The organism is Klebsiella grimontii, from assembly GCF_900200035.1.
GTDB classification, from domain to species: Bacteria; Pseudomonadota; Gammaproteobacteria; order Enterobacterales; family Enterobacteriaceae; genus Klebsiella; species Klebsiella grimontii.
In genome coordinates this window covers 30,056-54,823 of sequence record NZ_FZTC01000022.1, presented here as the reverse complement: position 1 = coordinate 54,823, position 24,768 = coordinate 30,056, and the positions used below count along the sequence as shown (strand labels likewise).

The window sequence follows — 24,768 nt, the reverse complement described above, 5'->3', positions numbered from 1 at the left end:
ACCGACATCTGTGGGCCGGTAGCCCGGACAGGCGCGTCAAGCGCCGCCTCCGGGAAGCTATGCAGAGCAGGCGACGGGTTCACTGCCATCTGAGGATCGGAGCCCGGACAGGCGCGTCAAGCGCCGCCTCCGGGAAGCCATGCAGAGCAGGCGACGGGTTCACTGCCGTCTGCGGGCCGGTAGCCCGGACAGGCGCGTCAAGCGCCGCCTCCGGGATCCCGCTTATTCGCGAATCAGCCGCGCCGTGTGCTGTAGCGTTTTATACGCTTCATAGCGCCGCTGATGCTCGGCGCTATACTGCGCAACGCAGCGATAGGTTTTATCCACCCGCGTAAACTGCTTCATCGCTTCCGGCAGTGAAGGGGCGACTTTACCTGCTACCGCGCCGAGGATGGCCGAACCTAACAGCACCGGCTCGCTGCTGGCGGTGCTAACTACGGTAACGCCGCAGGCATCGGCGAGTAGCTGGCGCACCAGCGGATGCTGCCCGGCTCCGCCGCTGATGACGATATTCTCGCTGCGGATGCCGCACGTCTTCTGCGCGTCAATAATCTGCCGCAGGCCGTAACCGATCCCGCACAGCCCGGCGACGTAGAGCGCCATCAGATTGTCCAAATCCCGCTCCATCCCCAGTCCGGCGATAATCGCTTTCGCATGCGGGTCGGCCAGCGGCGCCCGATTACCTAAAAATTCAGGCACCACGTGCAGCCCGGCGGCGAGGTTAACCGCCGCAGAAGGAGTTTCCACCTGCGCCAGCACGCGATCCGCCAGCCAGACCGGCAGCGGGAGGCCTGCGGCTTTCGCCCGGTCGCGAGCCTCCGCCGCAGCCGGATGGAAGCTCAGCAACTGGTCGATGGCCGCCCCGGCCGCGCTCTGTCCGCCTTCGCTCAGCCACAATCCCGGTACCATCGCCGAATAGTAAGGACCCCAGACGCCGGGCACGAACACCGCTTCCTGAGTGGAAGTCATGGTGCAGGAGGAGGTGCCGAAGACGTAGGCCATATTGTTGACCGCGCCGTTCAGCACGCCGACGGTGCCGATGCCGCCCGCGTGGGCGTCGATCATACCGACCGCCACCGGGGTACCGACCGGCAGGCCCATCTCCTCTGCCGCCTTGGCGCAGAGGCCGTCGCCGCAGGGGGTTCCCGGATCGACAATCCGCTGGCCGATGCGGACAAAATCTTCATCCGCCAGCTCTTCGAGGCCAATCTGGCGGAAGTACCCGGCGTCCCAGCGTTGTTCATGCGCCAGGTAGGTCCATTTACAGGTCACGGTACACGCCGAGCGGGCTAAATCGCCGCTTGAGCGCCAGGTCAGATAATCCGCCAGATCGAAGAAGTGGCGCGCCTGCTGGTAAATGTGCGGGCGGTTCTCCTTCAGCCAGAGAATTTTCGGCGTTTCCATCTCCGGCGAGATTTTGCCGCCAACGTACTGCAGCACCGGGTGGCCCGTGGCGTTAATTTTTTCCGCCTGGCCAGTGGCGCGATGATCCATCCAGACGATAATGTTACGGTCCGCATCTTCCGAAGGCCCGACCGCCAGCGGCGCGTCGTTTTCGCCGATCACCACCAGCGAGCAGGTGGCATCGAAGCCGATACCGGCAATTGACGATGGAGCGACCCCGGCGCTGGCCACCGCCGTTTTAATGCAGTAGCACACCGCCTGCCAGATCTCGCGGCTCGACTGTTCCACCACATTTCCGGCACTGCGAAACAGGGTAATTTCCCGGGTCGCGTGGGCGAGAAGGTCGCCCCGCAGATTGAACACCCCGGCGCGAACGCTGCCCGAACCGACATCGACGCCAATAATATGTTGCGTATCGCTTTGCATAAAATCCTCTCACACAGGCTGGTTGAACGGTCAGAGATCGACGCTGTTAGGCAGAATCACGATGTCGCGTACGGTGACGTTTTTCGAGCGCGTGACCATAAACAGTACCGACTCGGCCACTTCAATCGGCTGCATCAGGCTGCCGTTGGCCAGCGCTTCGTCCATTTTTGCTTTTGGCCAGTCGTCCAGCAGGGCGGTGACCACCGGACCCGGCAGCACGGCGCCGACGCGCACGCCGTACTGGGAAACCTGGCGACGGGTGGTATGCACAAACGCCTGGACGGCAAATTTCGACGCGGTATAGATAGGTTCCCAGATCACCGGCACCACGCCCGCGATAGAGCTGGTGAAGATAATATCGCCGGATTTTTGCGCGATAAGATGCGGCAGGACGCTGCGCACGCAGCGGAAGGCGGCGTTGATGTTGAGATGCAGCACGCGGTCCCATACGTCCGGGTCGCCTTCAGCCACCGGCCCGCCGATATAGGCTCCGGCGTTGGCGTGGAAAATATCGAGACGTCCGGCAAGGCGTAAAATGCCCTGCAGCAGGTTATCAACCTGTTCCGCCTGCATCAGGTCAACCTGCAGGGCGAAGGCGTTTTCGCCTAGTTCAGCGACGATTTTGTTGAGCTTCTCGCCTTCGCGGTCGATAAGCACCACTTTAGCGCCAGCCCCGAGCAGGGTTTTCGCGCATTCGAGGCCGATACCGGATGCCGCGCCGGTGATAGCGGCGACTTTACCGCTGAGGGAAGTATTCATAGAGGAGACAGAGTGGTTCATTTTATAATCCTTTACAGAGTCAGTTGGCGCTAACGAACACGAGGGCATCACGTTCGACGCCAGGGGCGAAAACTTGTTAAGGTATTGAATATGAGCCTCATTATTTGATGTTCGCTGGAATATTAACGCTCAATGCGTGAAGGCTCCGGCGGGTAAAATGCAAGCTCAATCGATGAAGCTCATGTTGCTCCAGCTTCATCGATTGAGCAAGTGGGGAAATTAACAGCGAAATGATTTTGTGACGCAAGTTGGAAAAATGAAGAAAATCACGATTTACGACCTGGCGGAACTCTCCGGCGTTTCGGCGAGCGCGGTCAGCGCCATTCTTAACGGCAACTGGAAAAAGCGCCGCATCAGCGCGAAGCTTGCCGAAAAGGTCACGCGGATTGCCGAAGAGCAGGGATATGCCATCAACCGCCAGGCCAGCATGCTGCGCAGTAAAAAATCGCACGTCATTGGCATGATTGTCCCCAAATACGATAACCGCTATTTCGGTTCAGTCGCCGAGCGTTTTGAGGAGATGGCCCGCGAGCGCAGCCTGCTGCCGATCATTACCTGTACGCGCCGTAGCCCGGAGCTGGAAATTGAAGCGGTAAAAGCGATGCTCTCCTGGCAGGTTGACTGGGTGGTGGCGACCGGGGCGACCAACCCGGATAAAATTACCGCCTTATGCCAGCAGGCGGGGGTTCCGGTGGTTAATCTCGACCTGCCGGGTTCTCTTGCGCCATCGGTGATTTCGGATAACTACGGCGGCGCGAAGGCGCTGACGCATAAGATCCTCGCCAACAGCGCCGGGCGTCGTGGGACGCTGGCGCCGCTGACCTTTATCGGCGGACGCAGCGGCGACCATAATACCAGCGAGCGTTTACGCGGCTTTCACGATGCGCACCGGGAGCGGGGGCTGAGCGTGCCGCAGGAGAACATCCTGGCGCCCGGTTATTCGAAAGGTAAAGTCGAGGCCTGCCTGCAAGCGCGGTTTGGCGCCGCGAACACCTCATTGCCGGGGATATTTGTCAACTCGACGATATCGCTGGAAGGAGTGGTGCGTTGGCTATCGCAGGCGGGACTGACCGGCAGCGAGCAGCCGCCGATGGGCTGCTTTGACTGGGACCCGTTTGTCTATCTGCTGGGGCACGATATCGACATGGTGCAGCAGGACGTGCCGGCGATGCTGGAAGCGGTGTTTCAGATTATCGATTCCGGCGATGCCAGCCAGCAGCGGATTGAAATCCCGCCGCTGTTGATGAGCAGCCGCTGAGCCGCTTGCTGGCGGTTGACGTTAGCGCGTCAGCAGCCAGCGGGCGGTATGTTCATCGGTCACCAGGCCATTGATCCAGCCGCCTTTAAGCGCCGCCAGAATCGCCGGACGTTTGTACTCGCCGCACGCCACCGCGATACGCGGACACTGGTTCTGGCGAATGTCATAGCTGGTAATCATTCTGTTGATTTCGCTGTCAACCACGCCGCCTTCGGCATCGATAAAGCGCCCCATGATCTCGCCGATGCCGCCGCGGGCGGTCAGCTCATCCATCTGCGCCTGATTGATAAAGCCGTCTTTGAAAATCGGGCTTTGGGTACCTAATGGCCCAATGCCGACAAAAATAACGTCCGCCCGGCGGGCGACGGTGGAAACGCTGCAAAACAGCCGGCTGGTGCACCACATGTCGTACTCCTCCTGGGTCTGCGCGTAGCGCGGCGCGGGCCACTGATAGTACTTGGCCTTAATTTTGCTGGTCAGCAGCAGCGGGACGTCATCGTAATAGTTGCACTGGCCGTCGGCGTCCATGGCGCTGATCAGCGCCACGCAGCGGGTATTCTGGCTATCGAAATCGATGCGCTGCAGCGCTTTTTTCAGGGTCAGGCCGGAACCCAGGCCGATGATTTTCTCTTTATCATCCTGCAGATAGCGGGCCATCAGCTGATAGCAGCCGAACGACACGCTATCGAGGGTGCTTTCTTCGTTAAAGGCGGGCACGATATTGCACTCGATAAGCCGGTACTTCTCCTGCAGCAACTGCGCGTAATCGAGGCAGTTAGCCACCGGATGGTGCAGGCTAATCGACACGATCCCTTCTTCTTTCGCGGCGGCGATCAGCCGCTGCACCACCGGCCTCGAGGTGCCAAGCTGGCTGGCGATTTCGCTCTGATTCTGCCCGGCGATGTAGTACATCCACGCGGCGCGGACCTTCTGATCCAGCCGGATATCGTCTTCTTTGCTCATGGTTTCCCGCCCTAAGTTGCTGGCCGCGGCGATAATTTCACCCGGCGAATACCCGCATTCTGGCCGTGGTCGGGATAACTGGCAAGCTTTTGCTCTTTTCTGGTCATTTGTAATTTGATTGGGTAATTGTTCTTTTGTGATCCATGGCTCTTATTTCGGTCAAATGATCAATTACAGTGAGCCCATCAACTCAAGGAGAGCAGAACATGAACAATCAATTCACATGGCTTCACATTGGTCTGGGTTCTTTTCATCGCGCTCACCAGGCGTGGTATCTGCATCGTTTGATCGCTTCCGGAGATAAGCGCTGGCATATCGCGGCGGGGAATATCCGCAACGACGCCGAGCAGGTGGTCCAGGCGCTGGCGGCGCAGGGGGGGCGTTACGTGCTGGAAACCGTCAGCCCGGAAGGGGAGCGCGAATATGAAGAAATCACCTCCATTCAAAAACTGCTGCCGTGGCAGGCCGGGCTGCAGCCGCTGATTAACGAAGGGGCAAACCCGCAGACCAAAGTTATCGCCTTTACCGTGACGGAAGGGGGCTACTACCTGAATACCCGCCATCAGCTGGAAACCAGCAACCCCGATTTGCAGGCCGATCTGGCAGGGGAGTGCAAAACCATTTACGGCACCCTCGCGCGGATTCTGGAAAAGCGCATGGCCGACAACGCCGGGCCGCTGACCCTGCTGAACTGCGATAACGTGCGCCATAACGGCGAACGCTTCCACGACGGTATGGTTGAGTTTCTGCAGCTAACCGGCAAGCAAGCGGTGATTGACTGGATGGCCGTCAACACCACCTGTCCGAATACCATGGTCGACCGCATTACACCGCGTCCGGCGGCGGACCTGCCCGCGCGCATCAAAGCGCAAACCGGTATTGACGATAAAGCGCCGGTGATGGGCGAGACCTTTATCCAGTGGGTAGTGGAAAACAACTTCCGCGATGAGCGCCCGAAGCTGGAAGCAGTCGGCGTGGAGATGGTTGCGTCGGTGATCCCTTATGAAGAGGCGAAAATCCGCATTCTCAACGCTTCGCATAGCTGCATCGCGTGGGCGGGGACGTTAATCGGCCAGCAGTATATTCATGAAAGTACGCTGACCGACTTCATCTACGCCATTGCCAACCGCTACGTCACCGAGGATGTGATTCCGTGCCTCGGCGATAACGGCATTGACCTGCCGACCTATCGTGACGTGGTGCTCAAGCGCTTTACCAACCCGTATATCCAGGACACCAACCAGCGCGTCGCCGCCGATGGCTTCTCGAAAATTCCGGCGATGATCGCGCCAACCCTCCAGGAGTGCTACCAGCGCGGCGTCCGCCCGGAAGCGACCGCCATGCTGCCCGCGCTGTTCTTCGTCTTTATGGAACAGTGGCATAAAGGAACCCTGCCGTATCAGTACCAGGACGGTATCCTCGACGCTCAGGCGGTACATGAAATGTTTGAAGCTCAGGATCCGGTGGCCCTGTACGCCCGCAATACAGCGCTGTTTGGCACGCTTGCCGACAATGCCGATTTCCTGGCGCTGATGCGCGAGAAGATCGCCGCCGTTTATACGCTGATTAAATAAGAGGTGGCTATGTATCTGGGTATCGATCTCGGCACATCGGAAGTCAAAGCGCTGGTCATTGATGAGAACAATGAGGTTATCGCCAGCCATAGCGCGCCGCTGAGTATTCAGCGTCCCCATCCGCACTGGTCAGAACAGTCGCCGCAGTCATGGTGGGAGGCGACGGAGTATTTGATGGCCACGCTGCGGGAAAAATGCGCCCAGCACTGGCCGGCCATTCAAGCGATCGGCCTTTCCGGGCAGATGCACGGCGCGGTCCTGCTGGATGCCGAGGGGGAGGTGATTCGCCCGGCCATTCTGTGGAACGACACCCGCTGCGCCGCGGAGTGCGCGGAGCTGGAAGAGATGGCGCCGGAGCTGCATCAGGTGGCGGGAAACCTGGCGATGCCGGGCTTTACCGCGCCGAAGCTGCTGTGGGTACGCCGCCACGAGCCGCAATACTTTCAGCGCACCGCCACGGTGCTGCTGCCGAAAGACTATCTGCGCTACCGGATGACGGGTAAGAAAGTCTCCGATATGTCTGACGCCGCCGGGACGCTGTGGCTGGACGTGGCGAAGCGCGACTGGTCCGATTCTCTGCTGGATAAGTGCGGCCTGTCGCGCAGCCAGATGCCGACGCTGGTCGAAGGCTGCGAGGTGTCCGCCACGCTTGACCCGCAGGTGGCCGAGCGCTGGGGGCTGAACGCCTCGGTAGCGGTTGCCGGAGGCGGCGGCGATAACGCGGTCAGCGCCATCGGCGTCGGCGCGGTCTCGCCGGGAGACGCGTTTATTTCGCTTGGCACCTCCGGGGTGCTGTTTGTGGTGACCGACGCCTATCGTCCGGCGCCGCAGTCGGCGGTACACGCCTTTTGTCACGTTCTGCCGAATCTGTGGCATCAGATGAGCGTCATGCTCAGCGCCGCCAGCTGTTTGCAGTGGTTCTGCCGCCTGACCGGCACCACGGAGGTGGCGCTGCTGGAGGAGATTGCCCAACTTAGCGAGGAGGAGAAGGCCCATGCGCCGTTCTTCTTACCCTATCTCTCCGGCGAACGTACTCCGCACAACGATCCTGACGCGCGCGGCATGTTCTGGGGCATGACCCACTCCAGCCTGCGCGCCCAGCTCGGCTATGCGGTGCTGGAAGGCGTGAGCTTCGGCATCAACGACGGCCTGCGGGTGCTGAAAGAGAGCGGGACGCGGATCGAACAATGTTCACTGGTTGGCGGCGGCGCCCGCAGCCCGTTCTGGGCGCAGCTGTTGGCCGATATTCTCGATATGCCGGTGGTGACCCACAAAGGGGGAGAAACCGGCGGCGCGTTGGGCGCGGCGCGGCTGGCCTGCCTGGCGGCGGGCAAACCGCTTGCCGCCGTGTGTGAAAAACCGGAGGTCTGGCAGACCTGGCGCGCTGACCCGGTACGCCATCAGACCCTGATGCGCCGCTACGCGCAGTTTAACTCCTTGTATTTAAATGATCTGAACTACCGGCAGCACTAATTTTTATCACGATAACCGTTCCGGTGAACTGACCGGAACGGCCTCCTGTACCCTAAAACGAGGTCATTATGTCTATCAATAATAAACAGTGGCTCGGCTTACCCCTGAACCTGCTCTGGGGATACATCGCCATTGCCGTATTCATGACCGGCGACGGTTTTGAACTGGCATTTCTCTCGCATTACATCAAAGAGCTCGGCTTCTCTCCGGCGCAGGCTTCATTTGCCTTTACCCTCTACGGCCTGGCCGCGGCGCTGTCGGCGTGGATCTCCGGCGTGGTGGCGGAAATTATTACCCCGCTGAAAACCATGATGATTGGCTTCGTGCTGTGGTGCGTGTTCCACGTGCTGTTTCTCGTCTTCGGCCTCGGCCATGCGAACTATGCGCTGATCCTCGTTTTTTACGGTATTCGCGGCTTCGCGTATCCGCTGTTCCTCTACTCGTTTATCGTGGCCATTATCCACAACGTGAAAAGCGATAACGCCAGCTCGGCGATCGGCTGGTTCTGGGCGGTTTACTCGATCGGCATCGGCGTTTTCGGCAGCTATATTCCGAGCTTTACCATTCCGCATATCGGCGAGCTGGGGACGCTATGGCTGGCGCTGGCTTTTTGCGTCACCGGCGGCATCATCGCGCTGGCTTCCCTGCGCCATATTCAAACGCCGCGCCATATGCAGAACCTGACCACCCGCGAGAAGTTTTCCGAACTGGGGCGCGCGGCGACGCTGCTCTATACCAACCGCAATATTCTGCTGTCGAGCATGGTGCGGATTATCAATACCCTCTCGCTGTTCGGCTTCGCGGTGATTATGCCGATGATGTTTGTCGATGAGCTGGGCTTTACCACCTCCGAGTGGTTGCAGGTGTGGGCGGTGTTCTTCTTCACCACCATTTTCTCTAACGTGCTGTGGGGCATTCTCGGGGAAAAACTGGGCTGGATGAAGGTGGTGCGCTGGTTTGGCTGCATCGGCATGGCGCTCTCCAGCCTGGCGTTTTACTACATTCCGCAGCATTTCGGACATAACTTCGCGATGGCGATGATTCCGGCCATTGCCCTCGGGATCTTTGTCGCCGCGTTCGTACCGCTGGCGGCGGTCTTCCCGGCGCTGGAGCCGAAGCACAAAGGGGCGGCCATTTCGGTTTACAACCTGTCGGCGGGGATGTCGAACTTTCTCGCGCCGGCCATTGCGGTGATTTTGCTGCCGTTCTTCAGCACTATCGGGGTGGTGATCGCCTATACCGCGCTGTACGTGGCGGCCTTTTTCCTCTGCGCGTTTATTCGCGTCGAGCAGCCGGGTTTTACCCGCAAGGAAGCGCCGGCCGGCGAGCAGGTGGAGTTCTCTTAAGGTAATGCGGCTGGCATGCCCGGCATGCCAGCCTTAACGAGGTGGATGATGAGTATTCAGGCAGTAATTTTTGACATGGATGGCGTCATTATTGATTCCGAATCCCTGTGGCGACGGGCGCAAATCGAAGCCCTCGCCCGCTGGGGGGCAACGGCGAGCGATGAGGAGTGCGAAAGGCTGACCAAAGGTAAACGCCTCGACGACATTGCCCGCACCTGGTGTCAGTATTGCCAGCTTGACCTCGCCCCGCAGCGGCTTGAAGAGGCCATACTGCAGCGTATCACCGGCCTGATCGCCGCCGAAGGCGAGGCGATGCGCGGGGTGCATGAGGCGTTACGCTATTTTCGCCACGCGGGCTATAAGATTGCGCTCGCCACGTCTTCATCCCGGCAGGTTATCTCCGCGGTGCTGAACAAGCTCTCGCTCTGGCACTATTTTGACGTTATCTCCAGCGCGGATGATGAAGCGCAGGGCAAGCCGCATCCGGCGGTGTATCTGACGACGTTGCGTAAGCTCAATCTCGACGCCAGCCGGTGCCTGGTGATTGAAGATAGTTTCAACGGCTTTAGCGCGGCCCGGGCCGCAGGGATCGCCACGGTGATTATTGCCGAAGATAGCCAGCATGCGCGCTTCCAGGCCGCCGCTGGCCGCTATCAGGCTTTACCTGAGCTGCTGGAAACCCTCACCGCAGCGGCGGAAGCGGTCGAATAACTGACTCTTTCGTGGGCGCAGAACATCTCGGGATGTACCCGGTCGGTCACTCTCTTTTCTGCGCTCACGCCCCCTTTTTCACCATGACGATCCTTCTCACATATCGCCCATCTTTTGTGAAAACAGTCACGTCCTGTTGTGCCAATGCCCAAATTTATTGCCTTGCTTAGCGGTGTTTGTCCGAGGCACTGCTACGTAATTGTGCTTAGATTAGATATTGAAACGTTTTTTCAATAATGTGAAACCACTTTGCCGATTTACCTCTATAGATCGGATTTGGCCGTGATAAGGACCGAGCATGAAAATTGAATCTGTAAATGTCACCGTTTTCCAGTATCCCACGCGTCGGGTTTCCGACAGCGCCGGGCACTCCCATCCGGGAGCGGAAAGCATGGCGAAAATGGCGATGCTGACCATTACCGCCGATGATGGCACCCGGGGTTTTTCGTTTGCGCCGCCGGAAGTGGTACGCCCGTTCGTGGTGAACACCTTTTTTCGCAAGGTGATGGTGGGGCAGGACCCGTTTAACCGCGAGCGTATCTGGCAGGATCTTAACCACTGGCAGCGCGGCAGCGCCCATCAGCTGACCGAGCGCGCGCTGTCGTTTGTTGAACAGGCGCTGTGGGACCTGATTGGCCGCAAGCTTAATATGCCGGTGTACAAACTGCTCGGCGGCTATCGCGATACCGTCCCCGCCTACGGCAGCACCATGTGCGGCGACGATCTGCCGGGCGGTCTGTCGACCCCGGAGGAGTATGCCGCCTTTGCCGAAAAGCTGGTCGCCCGCGGCTATAAGGCCATCAAGCTGCACACCTGGATGCCGCCGATCGCTTTTGCGCCCAATCCGAAGATGGACATTAAAGCCTGCGCGGCGGTGCGCGAAGCGGTAGGGCCGGATATCGACCTGATGATTGACGGCTATCACTGGTACAGCCGCGCCGAGGCGCTGTGGATTGGCAAAGAACTGGAAAAACTCAACTTCGCCTGGTTTGAAGAGCCGATGGAGGAGGATTCGATGTCCTCCTACGCGTGGTTGGCGGAAAACCTGTCGATTCCCATCGTCGGACCGGAGAGCTTCGGCGGCAAGCACCATATGCGCGCCGAGTGGGTGAAAGCCGGAGCCTGCGACATCCTGCGCGCCGGGGCCAACGGCGTGGGCGGCATTACCCCCACCATGAAGGTGGCGGCGCTGGCGGAATCCTTCGGTATGGACTGCGAAGTCCACGGCAACGGCGCGGCAAGCCTGGCGGTGGTCGGCGCGATCCGCAACTGCCGCTGGTACGAGCGCGGCCTGCTGCATCCATTCCTCGACTACGATGAGCCGGCGGCCTATCTCAACAGCATTGTCGATCCTATGGATGACCAGGGCTTTGTGCATTTGTCCCAGCGTCCGGGTCTCGGCGAAGACATTAATTTTGCCTGGATCGAAGCCAATACCGTTAGCCACGACTGATGAATAACTAAAAAAACAGGCGCGTGCTGAGTCGCGACGCCTGAGTACCCTACAGGCGATAGATATGAAAAAAAACTCCTTACTGGCAGCGTGCTTACTCGCGCTCGCCGTGTCGATGGGGAGCGGGGCGGCGTTGGCGAAAACGCCGCCGGATCAGCTCATCATCGGCATGAATATGAATAACCTGCTCACCCTTGACCCGGCGGCGATGACCGGGAACGAAGTGGTGGGGATCGTGGTTAACCTCTACGACTCGCTGGTGGAGCTTGATCCTGAGCAGCTCACCAACGTCAGGCCCGCGCTGGCGAAATCCTGGGACATCAGCCCGGACGGTAAAACCCTGACCTTTCATCTGCGCGACGACGTAAAGTTTCACTCCGGCAACCCGCTGACCGCCGCCGACGTGGTGTGGTCGATGCGGCGTATTTTGCATCTCAACCTCGCGCAGGCCTCGGTGTGGAAGTCTTACGGCTTTAGTAAGAAAAATATCGACGGCCAGGTCAGCGCGCCGGACAGTTTCACGGTGCAGATCGTGCTGCCGAAAGATAACGACCCGCAGCTGGTTATCTACTCGCTGGCGGCGCTGGGCAACCTCGGGGTGCTGGACAGCAAAACGGTGCAAAGCCACCAGCAGGATAATGACTGGGGCAACCGCTGGCTGACTACCCATGAAGCCGGTTCCGGGCCGTTCACGCTGGAAACCTGGCAGGCAAAAGATGTGCTGCGCATGAAGCGCAATCCTGACTACTGGCGCGGCGAGGCGAAAATGAGCCGCGTGGTGCTGCGCCACTTCCAGGAGTCGCAAACCCTGCGCCTGATGATCGAAAAAGGCGACCTCGATATTGCCAACAATATGGCGGTTTCCGACATCAACGCCCTGCGCGGCGACCCTCAACTGACCGTCGACGCGGTGCAGCGCGGCACCATGTACTACGTGGCGATGAGCATGAAAGAGGCGCACTTCGCTAACCCGAAAGTGCGCGAAGCGGTGCGCTATCTGATTGATTATCAGGGCATCAATAAAGCGCTGATGCCGGGCTACGGGGTGCTGCATCAGCGGCCGATTAAGGCGGGTATGCCGTCAACGCTGCCCGATCCTGGCTACAGGCTGGACGTGGCGCGGGCGAAAAAGCTGCTGGCGGAAGCGGGCTATCCCAACGGGTTTAATACCACGCTGCGGGTGCTCGCGGATCAGCCGTTTCTCAATATCGCCATCGCCGTGCAGTCGACGCTGATGCAGGCGGGGATTAACGCCAAAATCATCACCGGCACCGGTAACCAGATTTATGGCGCGATGCGCGAGCGTAAATTTGACCTGCTGGTGGGGCGCGGCGGCAGCGGCATGGAGCCGCACCCGCACTCCAGCCTGCGCGCGCTGGTCTATAACCCGGATAACAGCGATGAGGCGCGCCTGACCAACTTCCAGGGCTGGCGCACCGGCTTTTACGACCCGCAGCTCAATTCGATGATTGACCACGCCCTGCTGGAGCGCGATGCGCAAAAGCAGGTCGCCGATTACCAGGCCATTCAGGCGCGCTACGACCAGCTGATCCCGGCGTTAATTCCGCTTTCGCAGATGGTCGATTCGGTGGTGGTGCGCAACGAGGTGCGGGAGTATCAGCCGCACCCCTCCGCCACCACTTTTCTGCGTGACGTCTACAAAACCCGCGAAGGAGAGAAAGGATGAGCACCGCAATCCTTGCGCCCGGCTCACGCGGCCGGCGCTTATCAAAACGGCTGCTGCAGGTGGTGATTACCCTGTTCGGCCTGCTGCTGCTGACCTTCACCATCGGCCGCGTTATGCCCATCGACCCGGTGCTGGCGATTGTCGGCCCGGACGCTGATCAGAGTACCTATCAGCAGGTTTACCAGCAGCTGGGGTTTGATAAATCGCTGACCACCCAGTTTGGGATCTATTTCGTCAACCTACTGCACGGCGATCTGGGCAACGCGCTGCTGACCGGGAAACCGGTGGTGGACGATATTATCCGCGTGTTCCCGGCCACCATGGAGCTGGCGACGATGGCGATTCTCGTCGGCGCCGGGCTGGGCATCCCGCTGGGCGTGCTGGCGGCGGCGCGACGCAACAGTATTTCCGACTATGTGGTGCGCATTATCAGCCTGGCGGGCTACTCAACGCCGATCTTCTGGGTGGGGATGATGGGGCTGCTGCTGTTCTACGCCTGGCTTGGCTGGGTGGGCGGCGCCGGTCGGGTAGACCTTGGGCTGGACGGTATCGTACCGCGGCGTACCGGTTTGATGACCGTCGATGCGCTGCTGGCGGGCAACGGGCAGGTGTTCTGGAACGCGATTAACCACCTGATTCTCCCCGCCTCGCTGCTCGGCTTTCACTCGCTGGCCTACATCAGCCGCATGACCCGCAGCTTTATGCTGGCCCAGCTGTCGCAGGAGTTCATTATTACCGCGCGTGTGAAGGGGCTGACCGAGCGTCAGGTCATCTGGAACCACGCGTTTCGCAACATTCTCGTGCAGCTGCTGACGGTGGTGGCGTTGGCCTACGGCGCGCTGCTGGAAGGCGCGGTACTGATTGAAACCGTCTTCTCCTGGCCGGGCTTTGGCTCCTATCTCACCGGCAGCCTGCTGCTGGGCGATATGAATGCGGTGATGGGCTGCGTGCTGCTGGTGGGGGTGATCTTCGTGATGCTCAACCTGCTCTCCGACATGCTGTATCAATTCTTTGACCCGAGGACAAAATCATGACCGTTTCTCTGGATTCGCCGCTTTCCGGCGGCACGGGTGAAGGCCGCCAGCGGCTGCGGCGCGCGGCGTCGCGGACGGCCGGGTTTATCGGCAAAATGGCGCGCAACCCGCTAACGGCGATCGGCGGCGGAATTATCTTTCTTCTGCTGGTGGTGGCGATTTTCGCGCCGCTGATTGCGCCTTATAACCCGCTGGTGCAGGACCTGAACAGCGCGCTGGTCGCGCCGAACGCGCAGCACTGGTTCGGCACCGATGAGTTTGGCCGGGATATCTTTAGCCGCCTGGTGTACGGCTCGCGCATCACGCTTTACATCGTGCTGCTGGTCTCGGTGACCGTCGGTCCGCTCGGGCTGCTGCTCGGCGTCAGCGCCGGCTATTTCGGCGGCAAAGTCGATATGGTGCTGATGCGCGTTACCGATATTTTCATCTCCTTCCCGAGTCTGGTTCTGGCGCTGGCGTTCGTCGCCGCCTTAGGTCCGGGGCTGGAGCACGTGGTTATCGCCATCACGCTTACCGCCTGGCCGCCGATTGCCCGTCTGGCGCGCGCCGAAACCCTCTCTCTGCGCCAGGCCGATTTTATCTCCGCCGTACGTCTGCAGGGCGCGTCATCGGCCCGCGTCCTCTGGCGACATATCGTGCCGCTGTGTCTGCCGTCGGTGATTATCCGCATCACCATGAATATGGCGGGGATCATTCTGACCGCGGCCGGTCTGGGCTTTCTCGGCCTCGGCGCCCAGCCGCCGGAGCCGGAGTGGGGGGCGATGATCTCCAGCGGGCGCACTTATATGATGGAGTCCTGGTGGGTGGTTACGATTCCGGGGCTGGCGATTCTGATCAACAGCTTAGCGTTCAACTTTTTAGGAGATGGCCTACGTGACATCCTCGATCCTCGCAGCGAGTAATGCTCCGCTGCTCGACGTACGCGATCTGTGCGTCGACTTTGTTAACGGCAGCGCGGTGACCCATGCCGTGCGCGGCGTCTCCTTCCAGCTGGGGCGCGAAAAGCTGGCGATTGTCGGCGAGTCCGGTTCGGGTAAGTCCACCGTTGGGCGCGCGCTGCTGCAGCTGCATCCGAAAAAAGCCCGCGTCACCGCCGCCCGGATGCAGTTTGCCGACCTCGACCTGCGGCATCTTAGCGAAGCGCAGATGCGCGGCGTACGCGGTAAGCGTATCTCCATGATTATGCAGGACCCGAAATATTCGCTCAATCCGGTGGTCTGCGTCGGCAAGCAAATCGCCGAGGCCTGGCTTACCCATCATCCGGGGCGTAAAGATGAGGCCAAAGCAAAGGCGCTGGAGATGCTAGAGGTGGTGCGTATTCGCCAGCCGGAGCGCGTTTATCAGCTTTATCCGCATGAAATATCCGGCGGGCAGGGGCAGCGCATCATGATCGCCATGATGCTGATTACCGACCCGGAGCTGGTGATCGCCGATGAACCCACTTCCGCGCTGGACGTGTCGGTGCGCCTGCAGGTGCTGGGCCTGCTGGATGACCTGGTTCAGTCGCGCGGGCTGGGGCTGATTTTTATTAGCCACGATATCAACCTGGTGCGCAGCTTCTGCGACCGCGTGCTGGTGATGTACGCCGGACGGGTGGTGGAGTCCATCGCCGCTAAGGATCTCGATAACGCCCGCCATCCCTATACTCAGGGATTGATTAACTCGCTGCCGGATATGCAGCATCGTCGCCCGATACTGCCGGTGCTGCAGCGTCAGGCCAGCTGGTTAACGGAATAAGGAGCGGATGATGATTGAAGTTCAACATCTCAACCTCGCGTTCGGCGAAGGGGAGAAGCGCAATCAGGTGCTGTATGAGGTCAGTTTCCACGTTAAGCCCGGCGAGATCTACGGTCTGGTGGGCGAGTCCGGCTCCGGTAAAACCACGGTGCTGAAGTGTCTGGCGGGGCTGTTTACCCACTGGCAGGGGGAGCTGGCAATCGATGGTCAGCGTTTAGGCCACGAGATTAACCGCGAGCGCTGCCGGCAGGTGCAGATGGTTTTTCAGGATCCGTACGGTTCGCTGCATCCTCGTCACACCATTGGCGACATCCTCGAAGAGCCGTTACAGATTCATCGCATTCGCGATCGCGACCGGCGGATCAATGCGCTGCTGGACAAAGTGGGCCTCAATCGCGCCTTTCGCGAACGCTATCCGCACCAGCTCTCCGGCGGCCAGCGGCAGCGCGTGGCGATTGCCAGAGCGCTGATTCTTGAGCCACGTGTGCTGCTGTTGGATGAGCCGACATCGGCCCTGGATGTGTCGGTGCAGGCCGAGATCCTCAACCTGCTGGCGGAGCTGCAGCAGGAGGCGAAGCTCACTTACCTGATGGTGACCCACGATCTGGGCGTTATTGCCCACTTATGCCAGAAAGTAGCGGTGATGCAGTACGGCAAGATCCTCGAAACTTTGACGGTGGACGCGCTGGTCAACGGCGAAGCGCAAACGGCCTATACGCAGATGCTGGTTAACGCCAGCCAGCAATATACGCGCGAAATGGCGCGGGAGGTGGCCGCCTATTAGGCAATATGGCGCATTCTCTACCGGAGTGTGCGCCATATTTTAGATAAAACATTGAAATTATATGTATTTATAGTTATAAATATCGTATATTAATGTAAAAGTGGTGTTTAGATCTAAAATGATTATATCTTTCGTATAAATGAAATTTCGTGAAACTATAATTTATATTTATGGTTTTTAATGACATAAACGACCATTTTCTGTTTAAATTGCATAATCATCCCTTCTGTAAATTCGCTTAAACCTTGTTAATAGCAAGGAAAAACTGCGTATTGTGCCTCCAGATCCGCTGAGTAATAGAGTAAACTCGCTTGCGAAAAATCTTAAGCTGTCATCTCCGTCATGGAGGATTATCGTATTTAAAATACGGTACCCATGCCGCTCATCCACATGATTACCACGCTCAGGGAACAGGATGGAAAAATATACGATTAATGGAATAGTGGAATTTACTCCGCAACGTAGCGTTTTAATACTCATTGCTGACGAGACGAAAGCGGTATCATTAAATATGCCGGCCAGTCGCTGCCTGTTGCTGCTTATTCAGCAGGATGGCAAAAACGTAGCCCGTGAAACCTTTTTCGAGGAAGTGTGGATAAAGCATGGTGCCCAGGTGACCAGCAACGGTTTCTATCAGAATATTTCCCTGCTGCGCCGCGCATTTAAGGAACTGGGCGTCGAGGAAGATATTATTATTACGGTGCCGAGAGTGGGCGTCAGGCTGGAGGCGACATTAACGATGACGGAATTTCAGCCGGACGAGGCGGAAAAGACGCCGGTCGCGGAGGAACAACGCCCGCACGTTGACGAGCCTGGGCATAAGGAGGTCGCTGCTGCGAGTGTGCCGGGAAAAAAGCGGTTAAGGCCGCGAAGCTCTCTTCTGTGGGGGCTTGCGGCGCTGTTGAGCTGTCTGGTGGGCGGTTTTGTTGCGTGGTACACAGAATTCGACTCTTATTTGCAAAGTTATGTGCCCATTAATGCTAAATTTTCGCAACAATGTCATTTTTTTGCCAATAATGATGTGGTAGATCACGTTCGGCATACGACTTTTATCAATCGTAGCAAATTTGATTGTGAAAAATATTCGTGGATTTATTTGACGCTTTATCCTGGGGGAGCCCGCGTTTCGGTGATTAGCTGTCAGCAAAAATTTAGTCAATGGCGTGATAATCAATGCCTCACCAAATATTACATTAAGGAGGTAGTCAATGCGCCGGCGTGAAATTAACTGGTTAATCACTATCGTATTTATCGGCATATTAACTGGGGTAGCAATAAAATCCTGGCAATACTGGCAGCGCAACCATTTTCAGTGTAGCGGGGAGCTGCGGCTATTTAGCGCAGGTTACCAGGGCGATATTTCGTTACGCTATGTATTTGATAGCAGCCGCGGGCTGGTGATTGTTCGCGGGGAAATTACGCCGCCGCAGGGCGAGTCGTTTACTATTAATCAGAACATCTGGTTTAGCTTTACCCGCGACGGCCGGCACTACTTCCTGCGTTCAGAAACCGTCTCGGCCAGCATCGGCGAGACCGAGCAGGAGGAGCACATAAAGCGCATCCTGCCCTCGTTTTTCCTGCAGCCGCAGGTGCCGTTTTACCTGAACATCCAGCGGCTTAACGAGCGTACCCGGCTGCTGTATACCAGCCGGGCGCCGTCTTTACTTTGCGAAGCCTGATTAGCGTAACAGCGGGCAGTCGGGCGGCAGTCGGCAGCGCAGCGCGGCCGGTAAGAGCTCCATCCGGAAGGTTTTACCGGTTAGCGGTTCGCCGTCGAGGTTAAACGTCATCTCATGGGGAGCGGTTATCTCAAACCACGATGAGACGCCGTCGATAATATTCGGTGAGTTTTCCGGATTGGCGAGGGTGCTGAACAGCGTAGGGATCAGCTCTTCGCCGGTGAAGATGCGCAGGTGCAGCAGGCCGTCGTTAATTAACGCTTCCGGGCACAGCTGCTGGCCGCCTCCGGCCTGGCGTCCGTTGCCGATGCCGATGACCAGCGCATCGCCGTGCCAGTGAAAGTTCTCGCCGCGGATTTCGCAGCGGTCCGGTTTGAGCGCGTCCATACGCATCAGGCCGTGGATTAAATAAGAGACGCCGCCGAGCGCGGCCTTGAGTTTCTCCGGGGTTTCGGTCGTGATTCGGGTGCCAAAGCCGCCGGTGGCCATATTAATAAAACCGGTCTTATCATTAACCCGCGCAATATCTATCGCCACGTCGCGGCCAACAATGGCCAGCTTCAGGGCGCTGGCCAATTCCTGGGGGATACCGACGCTGGTAGCGAAGTCGTTCGCCGTGCCCAGCGGTAAAATTCCCAGCGCCATATCGCCGTCGCGCTCGACCAGCGCCGTCGCCACTTCATTGATGGTGCCATCGCCGCCGCCGGCAATCACCGTTTCGACATTCAGCTTCAGGGCCTCATCGATAAACCGAGCGGCATCGCCTTTTTCCCAGGTCACGCGGACGTGAATATCAATTCCTTCGTCGCGTAACAATTTAACCGCCTCTCGTAGCGACGGTTCATTGGCGCCTTTGCCATTCAGAATCAGTAAGCTGGCTGGAAACGTGGACATTATCAGGGGACCTTTGTTGCTCAGTAATGCATAAAGTGTACCGCATGAAGAAAGGGAAGGATGGGGGAGAGATAAAAAAATAAGCCCGCGTAAGGGAGATTACGCAGGCTAAGGAGGTGGTTCCTGGTACAGCTAGCATTTATGGGTTATGTTTTTCAGCGAAATGGATGATATCTGCTTTGAACGAAACGGTATGTGATCCGTTTCTAATATCTTTACATCGTGAAAAAATAACCCCGATTAACTAGTTTCCGTGTGGGTTTCTGGTCGTCTGACCCGCAAAATTGCGCATCAGCAGCGCATACTGCAGCGCCATATCTTCCGGAACGGGCAGCCATACCGTGTGGCCATCGCCTGGCGCGACCGGCATGATTTCGCCTTTGCCGTTTTCCATATGCTCAAGGGTAAAGTTGACGTTGCCCTGCGGGGTCATCAGCTCCAGGCTGTCACCGACGGAAAATTTGTTTTTCACCGCCACCGCGGCCAGTTGGCCTTTGCGCTCGCCGGTAAATTCGCCGACGAACTGCTGGCGTTCGGACACGGAGTAGCCGTGCTCGTAGTTCTGGTAGTCATCGTGGGTATGGCGGCGTAGAAAGCCTTCGGTATAGCCACGGTGAGCGAGGTTTTCCAGAGTATCCAGCAGGCTGGCGTCGAACGGTTTGCCTGCGGCAGCGTCGTCAATGGCCTTGCGGTAGACCTGAGCGGTACGGGCGCAGTAGTAATGTGATTTGGTGCGGCCTTCGATTTTCAGCGAGTGGACGCCCATCTGGGTCAGGCGCTCAACGTGGGCAATCGCGCGCAGATCTTTCGAGTTCATGATGTAGGTGCCGTGTTCATCTTCGAACGCGGTCATATATTCGCCCGGACGCTTGGCTTCTTCAATCATAAACACCTGGTCCGTGGGCGCGCCGATGCCCAGCGTCGGCTCGACGTTCTGCACCGGGATCGGTTCGTGCTTGTGAACGATATTGCCGACGTCGTCTTCTTTGCCTTCCTGAACGTTGTACTCCCAGCGGCAGGCGTTGGTGCAGGTGCCCTGGTTGGGATCGCGTTTGTTGATATAGCCCGAGAGCAGGCAGCGGCCAGAGTAGGCCATGCACAGCGCGCCGTGAACGAAGATTTCAATTTCCATCTCCGGCACCTGGCTGCGAATTTCGGCGATCTCATCCAGCGACAGCTCGCGGGAGAGAATCACGCGGGTCAGCCCCATTTGCTGCCAGAACTTGACCGTCGCCCAGTTGACGGCGTTAGCCTGTACCGAGAGGTGAATATCCATGTCGGGGAAATTCTCGCGCACCAGCATAATTAACCCCGGATCGGACATGATCAGCGCATCCGGCCCCATTTCCACTACCGGCTTCAGATCGCGAATAAACGTTTTCAGCTTGGCGTTATGCGGCGCGATATTGACTACCACATAGAACTTTTTACCCAACGCGTGGGCTTCGTTGATGCCGAGCTGCAGATTTTCGTGATTGAATTCGTTATTACGCACGCGCAGCGAGTAGCGCGGTTGGCCCGCATACACGGCGTCTGCGCCATAAGCGAAAGCGTAACGCATATTTTTCAGCGTTCCCGCCGGGGAAAGGAGTTCCGGTTTAAACATGATTTTCTCGTTCTGATGACAGGTCAGATTCGCCGCACCCGGTGCGGCGAGTTGGGGAGTGCCCCCACATTAAGGGCGGGCATTGTAGCGCCGTGGGGGAGGGGAGTAAATATCAGCCGGGTATCTTTGGCGATCAGCGGGCGGCAAATCTTTACAGGGCATGAATCGCGCGGCCGCTCTCTGCTGGTTTCAGCCGCTGCTTTTCCCCGGAGGCGGCGCTTGACGCGCCTGTCCGGGCTACCCGGCCCGCGGACGGCGGTGAACCTGTAAGCGCAGCGCGAGCCGGGGCTAACTACGCCAGCCGGCAGGCGTCGGCTTCCCAGCGGTATCCAACGCCGTACACCGCGCGGATAAACGACTGATCGGCGTCCAGCGACTCCAGCTTACGCCGCAGGTTCTTGATATGGCTGTCGATCGTTCGGTCGGTGACCACGCGGTAATCATCGTACAGATGATTCAGCAGCTGCTCGCGCGAGAAGACTTTACCCGGCTCCTGGGAGAGGGTTTTCAGCAGGCGGAACTCGGCGGGAGTGAGGTCCAGCAGCTTGTCGCGCCAGGAGGCCTGGAAGCGCCCCTCGTCGACAATCAGCGGGCTTTGCGCATCCAGCGCCTGCAGATCGCGCTGCGGTTTGCAGCGGCGAAGAATGGTCTTCACGCGGGCCACCACCTCGCGCGGGCTGTAGGGCTTACAGATATAGTCATCGGCGCCGATCTCTAACCCCAGCAGGCGGTCGATCTCTTCGATTTTGGCGGTCACCATCACCACCGGAACCTCAGAAAAACGGCGGATTTCCCGGCACAGGGTGAGCCCGTTGGCGCCGGGCAGCATCAGATCCAGCAGGATCAGGTGCGGCGGCGTCTGGCGAACGTACGGCAGAACCCGATCGCCGTGATTAATCAGCGTCGGCGCATAGCCCGCCGCCTGAAGATAATCAATCAGCAGCTGACCCAGCTTGGGCTCATCTTCCACGATAAGAATGCGTGGCGTGTTTTCATCAACAGGTAATTCAGTCATACGTCTCTCGATAAATTACGTTCCAGAGGTAGCTCTACTTTAATGCTAACCCCGCCCAAAGGCGAATGGCCGACACGTAAAGTGCCGCCGTGGGCCGCGACGATGTTAAGGCAAATCGCCAGTCCTAAACCAGAGCCGCCGCTGGCACGATTGCGCGACCCCTCAGTACGGTAAAAACGCTCAACCAGCCGCTCCAGCTGTTCATCGGTGACGCCGGGGGCGCTATCGGCGAAATCGAGAATTAGCCTATCGCCGCTCTGGCTGGCGCTAATCTGCAGGCCGCCGCCGCTATCGGTATAGCGCAGGCTGTTTTCCAGCAGGTTATTAAAAAGCTGCATCAGGCGATCCCGGTCGCCGAAAACCGTCGCGCTTTCCGGCAGCGAAACGCCGATCGACAGTCCGCGGCTGGCGAAGCGTTCGCGAAACGCGCCGGCGGCGACCTCCAGCAGGTTGATGATATCCACCGCGCTTTTCTGATAGGAGAGGGCGCCTTCATCGGACATCGACAGCTGGTGCAAATCATCGACCAGTTTGGTCAGGGTGGCGACCTCCGCCTGCAGGGAGGCGATGGAATCCGGGGTGAATTTCCTGATCCCATCCTGAATCGCCTCCAGCTCGCCGCGCAGCACCGCCAGCGGCGTGCGCAGCTCGTGGGAGATATCGGCCATCAGGTCCCGGCGCATCTGCTGGTTGCGCTCAAGGGTGCTGGCCAGCTGGTTAAAATCTTTGGCCAGACGCCCTAGCTCATCGCTGCTGGTGGCGGCGACGCGGGTGGAAAAATCCCCGGCCGCCAGACGGTGCGTCCCATCAACCAGTCGTTTGACCGGCGCGAGCAGGCCGCGCGCCAGCGGGAAGGTGGCCAGCGCCGCCAGCAGCGTGGCGAGGGCGACAATCAGCCAGCTGGTGCGCTTCTGCTGGCGGTCGAAGTTGATATCGGTATTGCGCGTCAGGCGTTCAACCGGCGAGGCGATGACCGCGCCAACCTCAACGCCGTCGACCATAATACTGCGCCGGGTCCCGTCCTGCGGCACGCGCTCGCGCGGGCCCACCAGCACGCGCCCTTTTTGATCGACCACCCAGAACATGGTGCGCCAGCCGTGGGGAGGCATATCGGGGCCGGGACCGCGATCGCCACGATCGCCGCGCGGACCGTCGAGCGGCCGGTCCGGCGCGGCATCCGGCGGCATCTCTTCGGGGCCGGGGCCACCGTGCGGCTCATCTCTCGGACCATGACCCATACCGCGGCCCGGCGGCGAGCGGTCGTCGTTGTCGCGTTCAAAGGTTTTCAGCAGCTGGAAAATAAAGCGGTCGTTGTTGCGCAGGAACGTCCAGCTGCCGTGCTGGGCATACTGCTCGCTCAGGGCATCGCCGAGCATCGTCAGCCGCTGTTCATTGCCGCGTTTGATATAGTCGATAAACCCGCGTTCAAAGCTGATGCGCACCGCCCAGTGCATGCTGATCAGCAGCACGATGCAGGTGGCGAGGATCGCGATAAACAGCTTGCCGGTAATGCCGGGACGCCAGAACTTCAAGACTCACTCCTTTTACGGCGACGAATCACGGTATTGACCGTGGTGTCGTCCGGTACGCGGGCAAAAATCAGCGCGGGCAGCGCGATAACCACCGCCATGCTTAAGTAGGTATAGAGAAAGACCTGGTGCGTGGTCGGCGCATCGGCGCTGATATGCTGCTGGCCGTAGAAACCCAGCAGCATGCCGGCGACGGTCACGCCGATACTCATCGACAGCTGCATGACCATCGACAGCAGGCTGTTGCCGCTGCTGGCCAGATCGTCGGGCAGGTCTTTCAGGGTCAGCGTATTCATAGAGGAAAAGCGGCTGGCGTTGATCATCCCCTGCATAAACAGCACCACCGGCAGCAGCCAGTACCAGCCCGCGAGGGCGACGGCCATGAACAGCAGGCTGACCAGCGCGAGGCCGATCGTCGAGGCCACCAGCACCCGACGGTAGCCGAAGCGGTTGACCACCTGGACTACGATGCGCTTCATCCCCATGCTGCCGAGCACCATCGGGATCATCATCAGACCGGCGTGGAACGGCGTAAAGCCGAGGCCAATCTGTAAAAACACCGGGGTCATAAACGGCAGCATACCGCTGCCGATGCGCCCGGCGAAGCTGCCGCCAAGGCCGAGCGAAAAGGTGCGGTTGTTGAATAGCTTAAGGCTAAACAGCGCGTTGCGGTTGCCGCGCGCGTGCCGCAAATAGTACAGAATGGACGCCACGCCGACCGCCACCAGCCCCGCCAGCCACAGGGGAGAGATCCCGAGCCCTTTGTTGCCGTCCAGCGCCAGGGTCAGCGTCGCCATCCCGGCGGCCAGCAAAACAAAGCCGAAGAGATCGAAGCGGCGGGTTTGCAGGGTGTAGTTGGGCATCAGGCACAGCGTGGCGATGGCGCCGACAATACCGACCGGAATGTTGATCAGAAAGATCCAGTGCCACGAGGCGTACTCCACCAGCATTCCGCCGAGAGCCGGGCCGAGCAGCGGGCCCACCTGGCCGGGTAGGGTGACGAAGGTCATCGCTGCCATATATTGGCTGCGCGGGACGATTTTCATCACCGTCAGGCGGCCCACGGGAACCATCATCGCGCCGCCGACGCCCTGCAGCACGCGGGCGAGTATTAACCCATCGAGGGTAGCGGCCTGGGCGCAGAACAGGGAGCCGGCGGTAAACAGCACGATGGCGCAGAAAAAGATATTGCGTACCCCAACGCGGTCCGCCAGCCAGCCGCTGGCGGGCAGCATCACCGCTACCGTCAGGACATAGGAGACGATAACCATATGCATATGCAGCGGGCTCTCCCCAAGGCTTTTCGCCATCGAGGGGAGAGCGGTGTTAACGATAGTGGTATCCAGCGCCTGCATAAAGAAGCCGAAGGCCACTATCCATAGCTGCCAGCGCACGCTGGAGGGGAGGTCTGTCAT

General features: G+C 59.0%; 21 protein-coding genes. 13 read left to right on the top strand and 8 right to left on the bottom strand.

The features are described from left to right. Positions 1-222 precede the first annotated feature (222 nt). Together KOSB73_RS21025 and KOSB73_RS21020 are read right to left on the bottom strand one after the other, a co-directional pair. Positions 223-1,830, bottom strand: coding sequence for an FGGY-family carbohydrate kinase (locus KOSB73_RS21025; RefSeq protein ID WP_098140939.1), 1,608 nt, complete (start codon positions 1,828-1,830; stop codon positions 223-225). A 30-nt stretch (positions 1,831-1,860) separates the two neighbouring features. Next, positions 1,861-2,610 carry an SDR family oxidoreductase gene (locus tag KOSB73_RS21020; protein ID WP_049087595.1) on the bottom strand — a complete coding sequence of 250 codons (750 nt, stop codon included), beginning with the start codon at positions 2,608-2,610 and terminating at the stop codon, positions 1,861-1,863. A 256-nt stretch (positions 2,611-2,866) separates the two neighbouring features. On the opposite strand from KOSB73_RS21020, the gene KOSB73_RS21015 reads away from it, so the two are divergent. After that, positions 2,867-3,868 (top strand): LacI family DNA-binding transcriptional regulator, encoded by a 1,002-nt coding sequence (locus KOSB73_RS21015; RefSeq protein WP_064371593.1) that lies wholly within the window; start codon positions 2,867-2,869, stop codon positions 3,866-3,868. Between the two features lie 21 nt (positions 3,869-3,889). Here the strand turns inward: KOSB73_RS21015 and KOSB73_RS21010 are convergent, their stop codons facing one another. Then, on the bottom strand, positions 3,890-4,831 hold the full coding sequence (locus tag KOSB73_RS21010; RefSeq protein ID WP_004138636.1) for a sugar-binding transcriptional regulator: 942 nt from the start codon (positions 4,829-4,831) through the stop codon (positions 3,890-3,892). Positions 4,832-5,037: 206 nt separating this feature from the next. Between KOSB73_RS21010 and dalD the strand changes: the two genes are divergently transcribed. The 12 genes from dalD (at position 5,038) to KOSB73_RS20950 (ending at position 18,309) form a co-directional block, all read left to right on the top strand. Continuing rightward, the gene (gene dalD / locus KOSB73_RS21005) at positions 5,038-6,405 is read left to right on the top strand and encodes a D-arabinitol 4-dehydrogenase (protein ID WP_098140937.1); all 1,368 of its coding nucleotides are present in this window, start codon (positions 5,038-5,040) and stop codon (positions 6,403-6,405) included. A 9-nt stretch (positions 6,406-6,414) separates the two neighbouring features. Then, entirely contained in the window at positions 6,415-7,878 is a 1,464-nt protein-coding gene (gene xylB, locus KOSB73_RS21000) for a xylulokinase (protein ID WP_049131865.1), read from the top strand. 68 nt (positions 7,879-7,946) lie between these two features. After that, positions 7,947-9,224 (top strand): D-arabinitol transporter, encoded by a 1,278-nt coding sequence (gene dalT, locus KOSB73_RS20995; RefSeq protein WP_004138639.1) that lies wholly within the window; start codon positions 7,947-7,949, stop codon positions 9,222-9,224. Positions 9,225-9,272: 48 nt separating this feature from the next. Continuing rightward, complete coding sequence (locus KOSB73_RS20990) at positions 9,273-9,935, top strand: HAD family hydrolase (RefSeq protein WP_049087591.1); 663 nt, start codon at positions 9,273-9,275, stop codon at positions 9,933-9,935. Between the two features lie 298 nt (positions 9,936-10,233). Continuing rightward, positions 10,234-11,388 (top strand): mandelate racemase family protein, encoded by a 1,155-nt coding sequence (locus KOSB73_RS20985; protein WP_024359170.1) that lies wholly within the window; start codon positions 10,234-10,236, stop codon positions 11,386-11,388. Positions 11,389-11,452: 64 nt separating this feature from the next. Then, complete coding sequence (locus KOSB73_RS20980; RefSeq protein WP_004138645.1) at positions 11,453-13,075, top strand: ABC transporter substrate-binding protein; 1,623 nt, start codon at positions 11,453-11,455, stop codon at positions 13,073-13,075. After that, positions 13,072-14,109, top strand: coding sequence for an ABC transporter permease (locus KOSB73_RS20975; protein ID WP_004138648.1), 1,038 nt, complete (start codon positions 13,072-13,074; stop codon positions 14,107-14,109). The genes KOSB73_RS20980 and KOSB73_RS20975 overlap by 4 nt, the downstream gene beginning before the upstream one ends. Further along, positions 14,106-15,011: an ABC transporter permease gene (locus KOSB73_RS20970; RefSeq protein ID WP_098140935.1), complete on the top strand. Its 906-nt coding sequence runs from the start codon at positions 14,106-14,108 to the stop codon at positions 15,009-15,011. The genes KOSB73_RS20975 and KOSB73_RS20970 overlap by 4 nt, the downstream gene beginning before the upstream one ends. Beyond that, positions 14,983-15,846, top strand: a complete 864-nt coding sequence (locus KOSB73_RS20965; RefSeq protein WP_004138651.1) for an ABC transporter ATP-binding protein — start codon at positions 14,983-14,985, stop codon at positions 15,844-15,846. The genes KOSB73_RS20970 and KOSB73_RS20965 overlap by 29 nt, the downstream gene beginning before the upstream one ends. 10 nt (positions 15,847-15,856) lie before the next feature. Then, positions 15,857-16,630, top strand: a complete 774-nt coding sequence (locus tag KOSB73_RS20960) for an ABC transporter ATP-binding protein (RefSeq protein WP_064342978.1) — start codon at positions 15,857-15,859, stop codon at positions 16,628-16,630. Positions 16,631-17,045: 415 nt separating this feature from the next. Continuing rightward, positions 17,046-17,852: a winged helix-turn-helix domain-containing protein gene (locus tag KOSB73_RS20955; protein WP_024359166.1), complete on the top strand. Its 807-nt coding sequence runs from the start codon at positions 17,046-17,048 to the stop codon at positions 17,850-17,852. Beyond that, on the top strand, positions 17,839-18,309 hold the full coding sequence (locus tag KOSB73_RS20950) for a hypothetical protein (RefSeq protein WP_024359165.1): 471 nt from the start codon (positions 17,839-17,841) through the stop codon (positions 18,307-18,309). Before KOSB73_RS20955 ends, KOSB73_RS20950 begins: the two co-directional genes overlap by 14 nt. On the opposite strand, the gene yegS is transcribed toward KOSB73_RS20950, so the two are convergent. The 5 genes from yegS to mdtD form a co-directional block, all read right to left on the bottom strand. Next, on the bottom strand, positions 18,310-19,203 hold the full coding sequence (gene yegS, locus KOSB73_RS20945) for a lipid kinase YegS (RefSeq protein WP_004138656.1): 894 nt from the start codon (positions 19,201-19,203) through the stop codon (positions 18,310-18,312). It abuts the gene before it with no gap. 244 nt (positions 19,204-19,447) lie between these two features. Next, entirely contained in the window at positions 19,448-20,809 is a 1,362-nt protein-coding gene (gene trhP / locus KOSB73_RS20940; protein ID WP_004138658.1) for a prephenate-dependent tRNA uridine(34) hydroxylase TrhP, read from the bottom strand. Positions 20,810-21,101: 292 nt separating this feature from the next. After that, on the bottom strand, positions 21,102-21,824 hold the full coding sequence (baeR, locus tag KOSB73_RS20935; protein ID WP_098140933.1) for an envelope stress response regulator BaeR: 723 nt from the start codon (positions 21,822-21,824) through the stop codon (positions 21,102-21,104). Beyond that, positions 21,821-23,356, bottom strand: coding sequence for an envelope stress sensor histidine kinase BaeS (gene baeS / locus KOSB73_RS20930; protein WP_004138662.1), 1,536 nt, complete (start codon positions 23,354-23,356; stop codon positions 21,821-21,823). The genes baeR and baeS overlap by 4 nt, the downstream gene beginning before the upstream one ends. Then, a complete protein-coding gene (mdtD, locus tag KOSB73_RS20925; RefSeq protein ID WP_049100341.1) occupies positions 23,353-24,768 on the bottom strand; it encodes an MFS transporter in 1,416 nt (471 codons plus the stop codon). The genes baeS and mdtD overlap by 4 nt, the downstream gene beginning before the upstream one ends.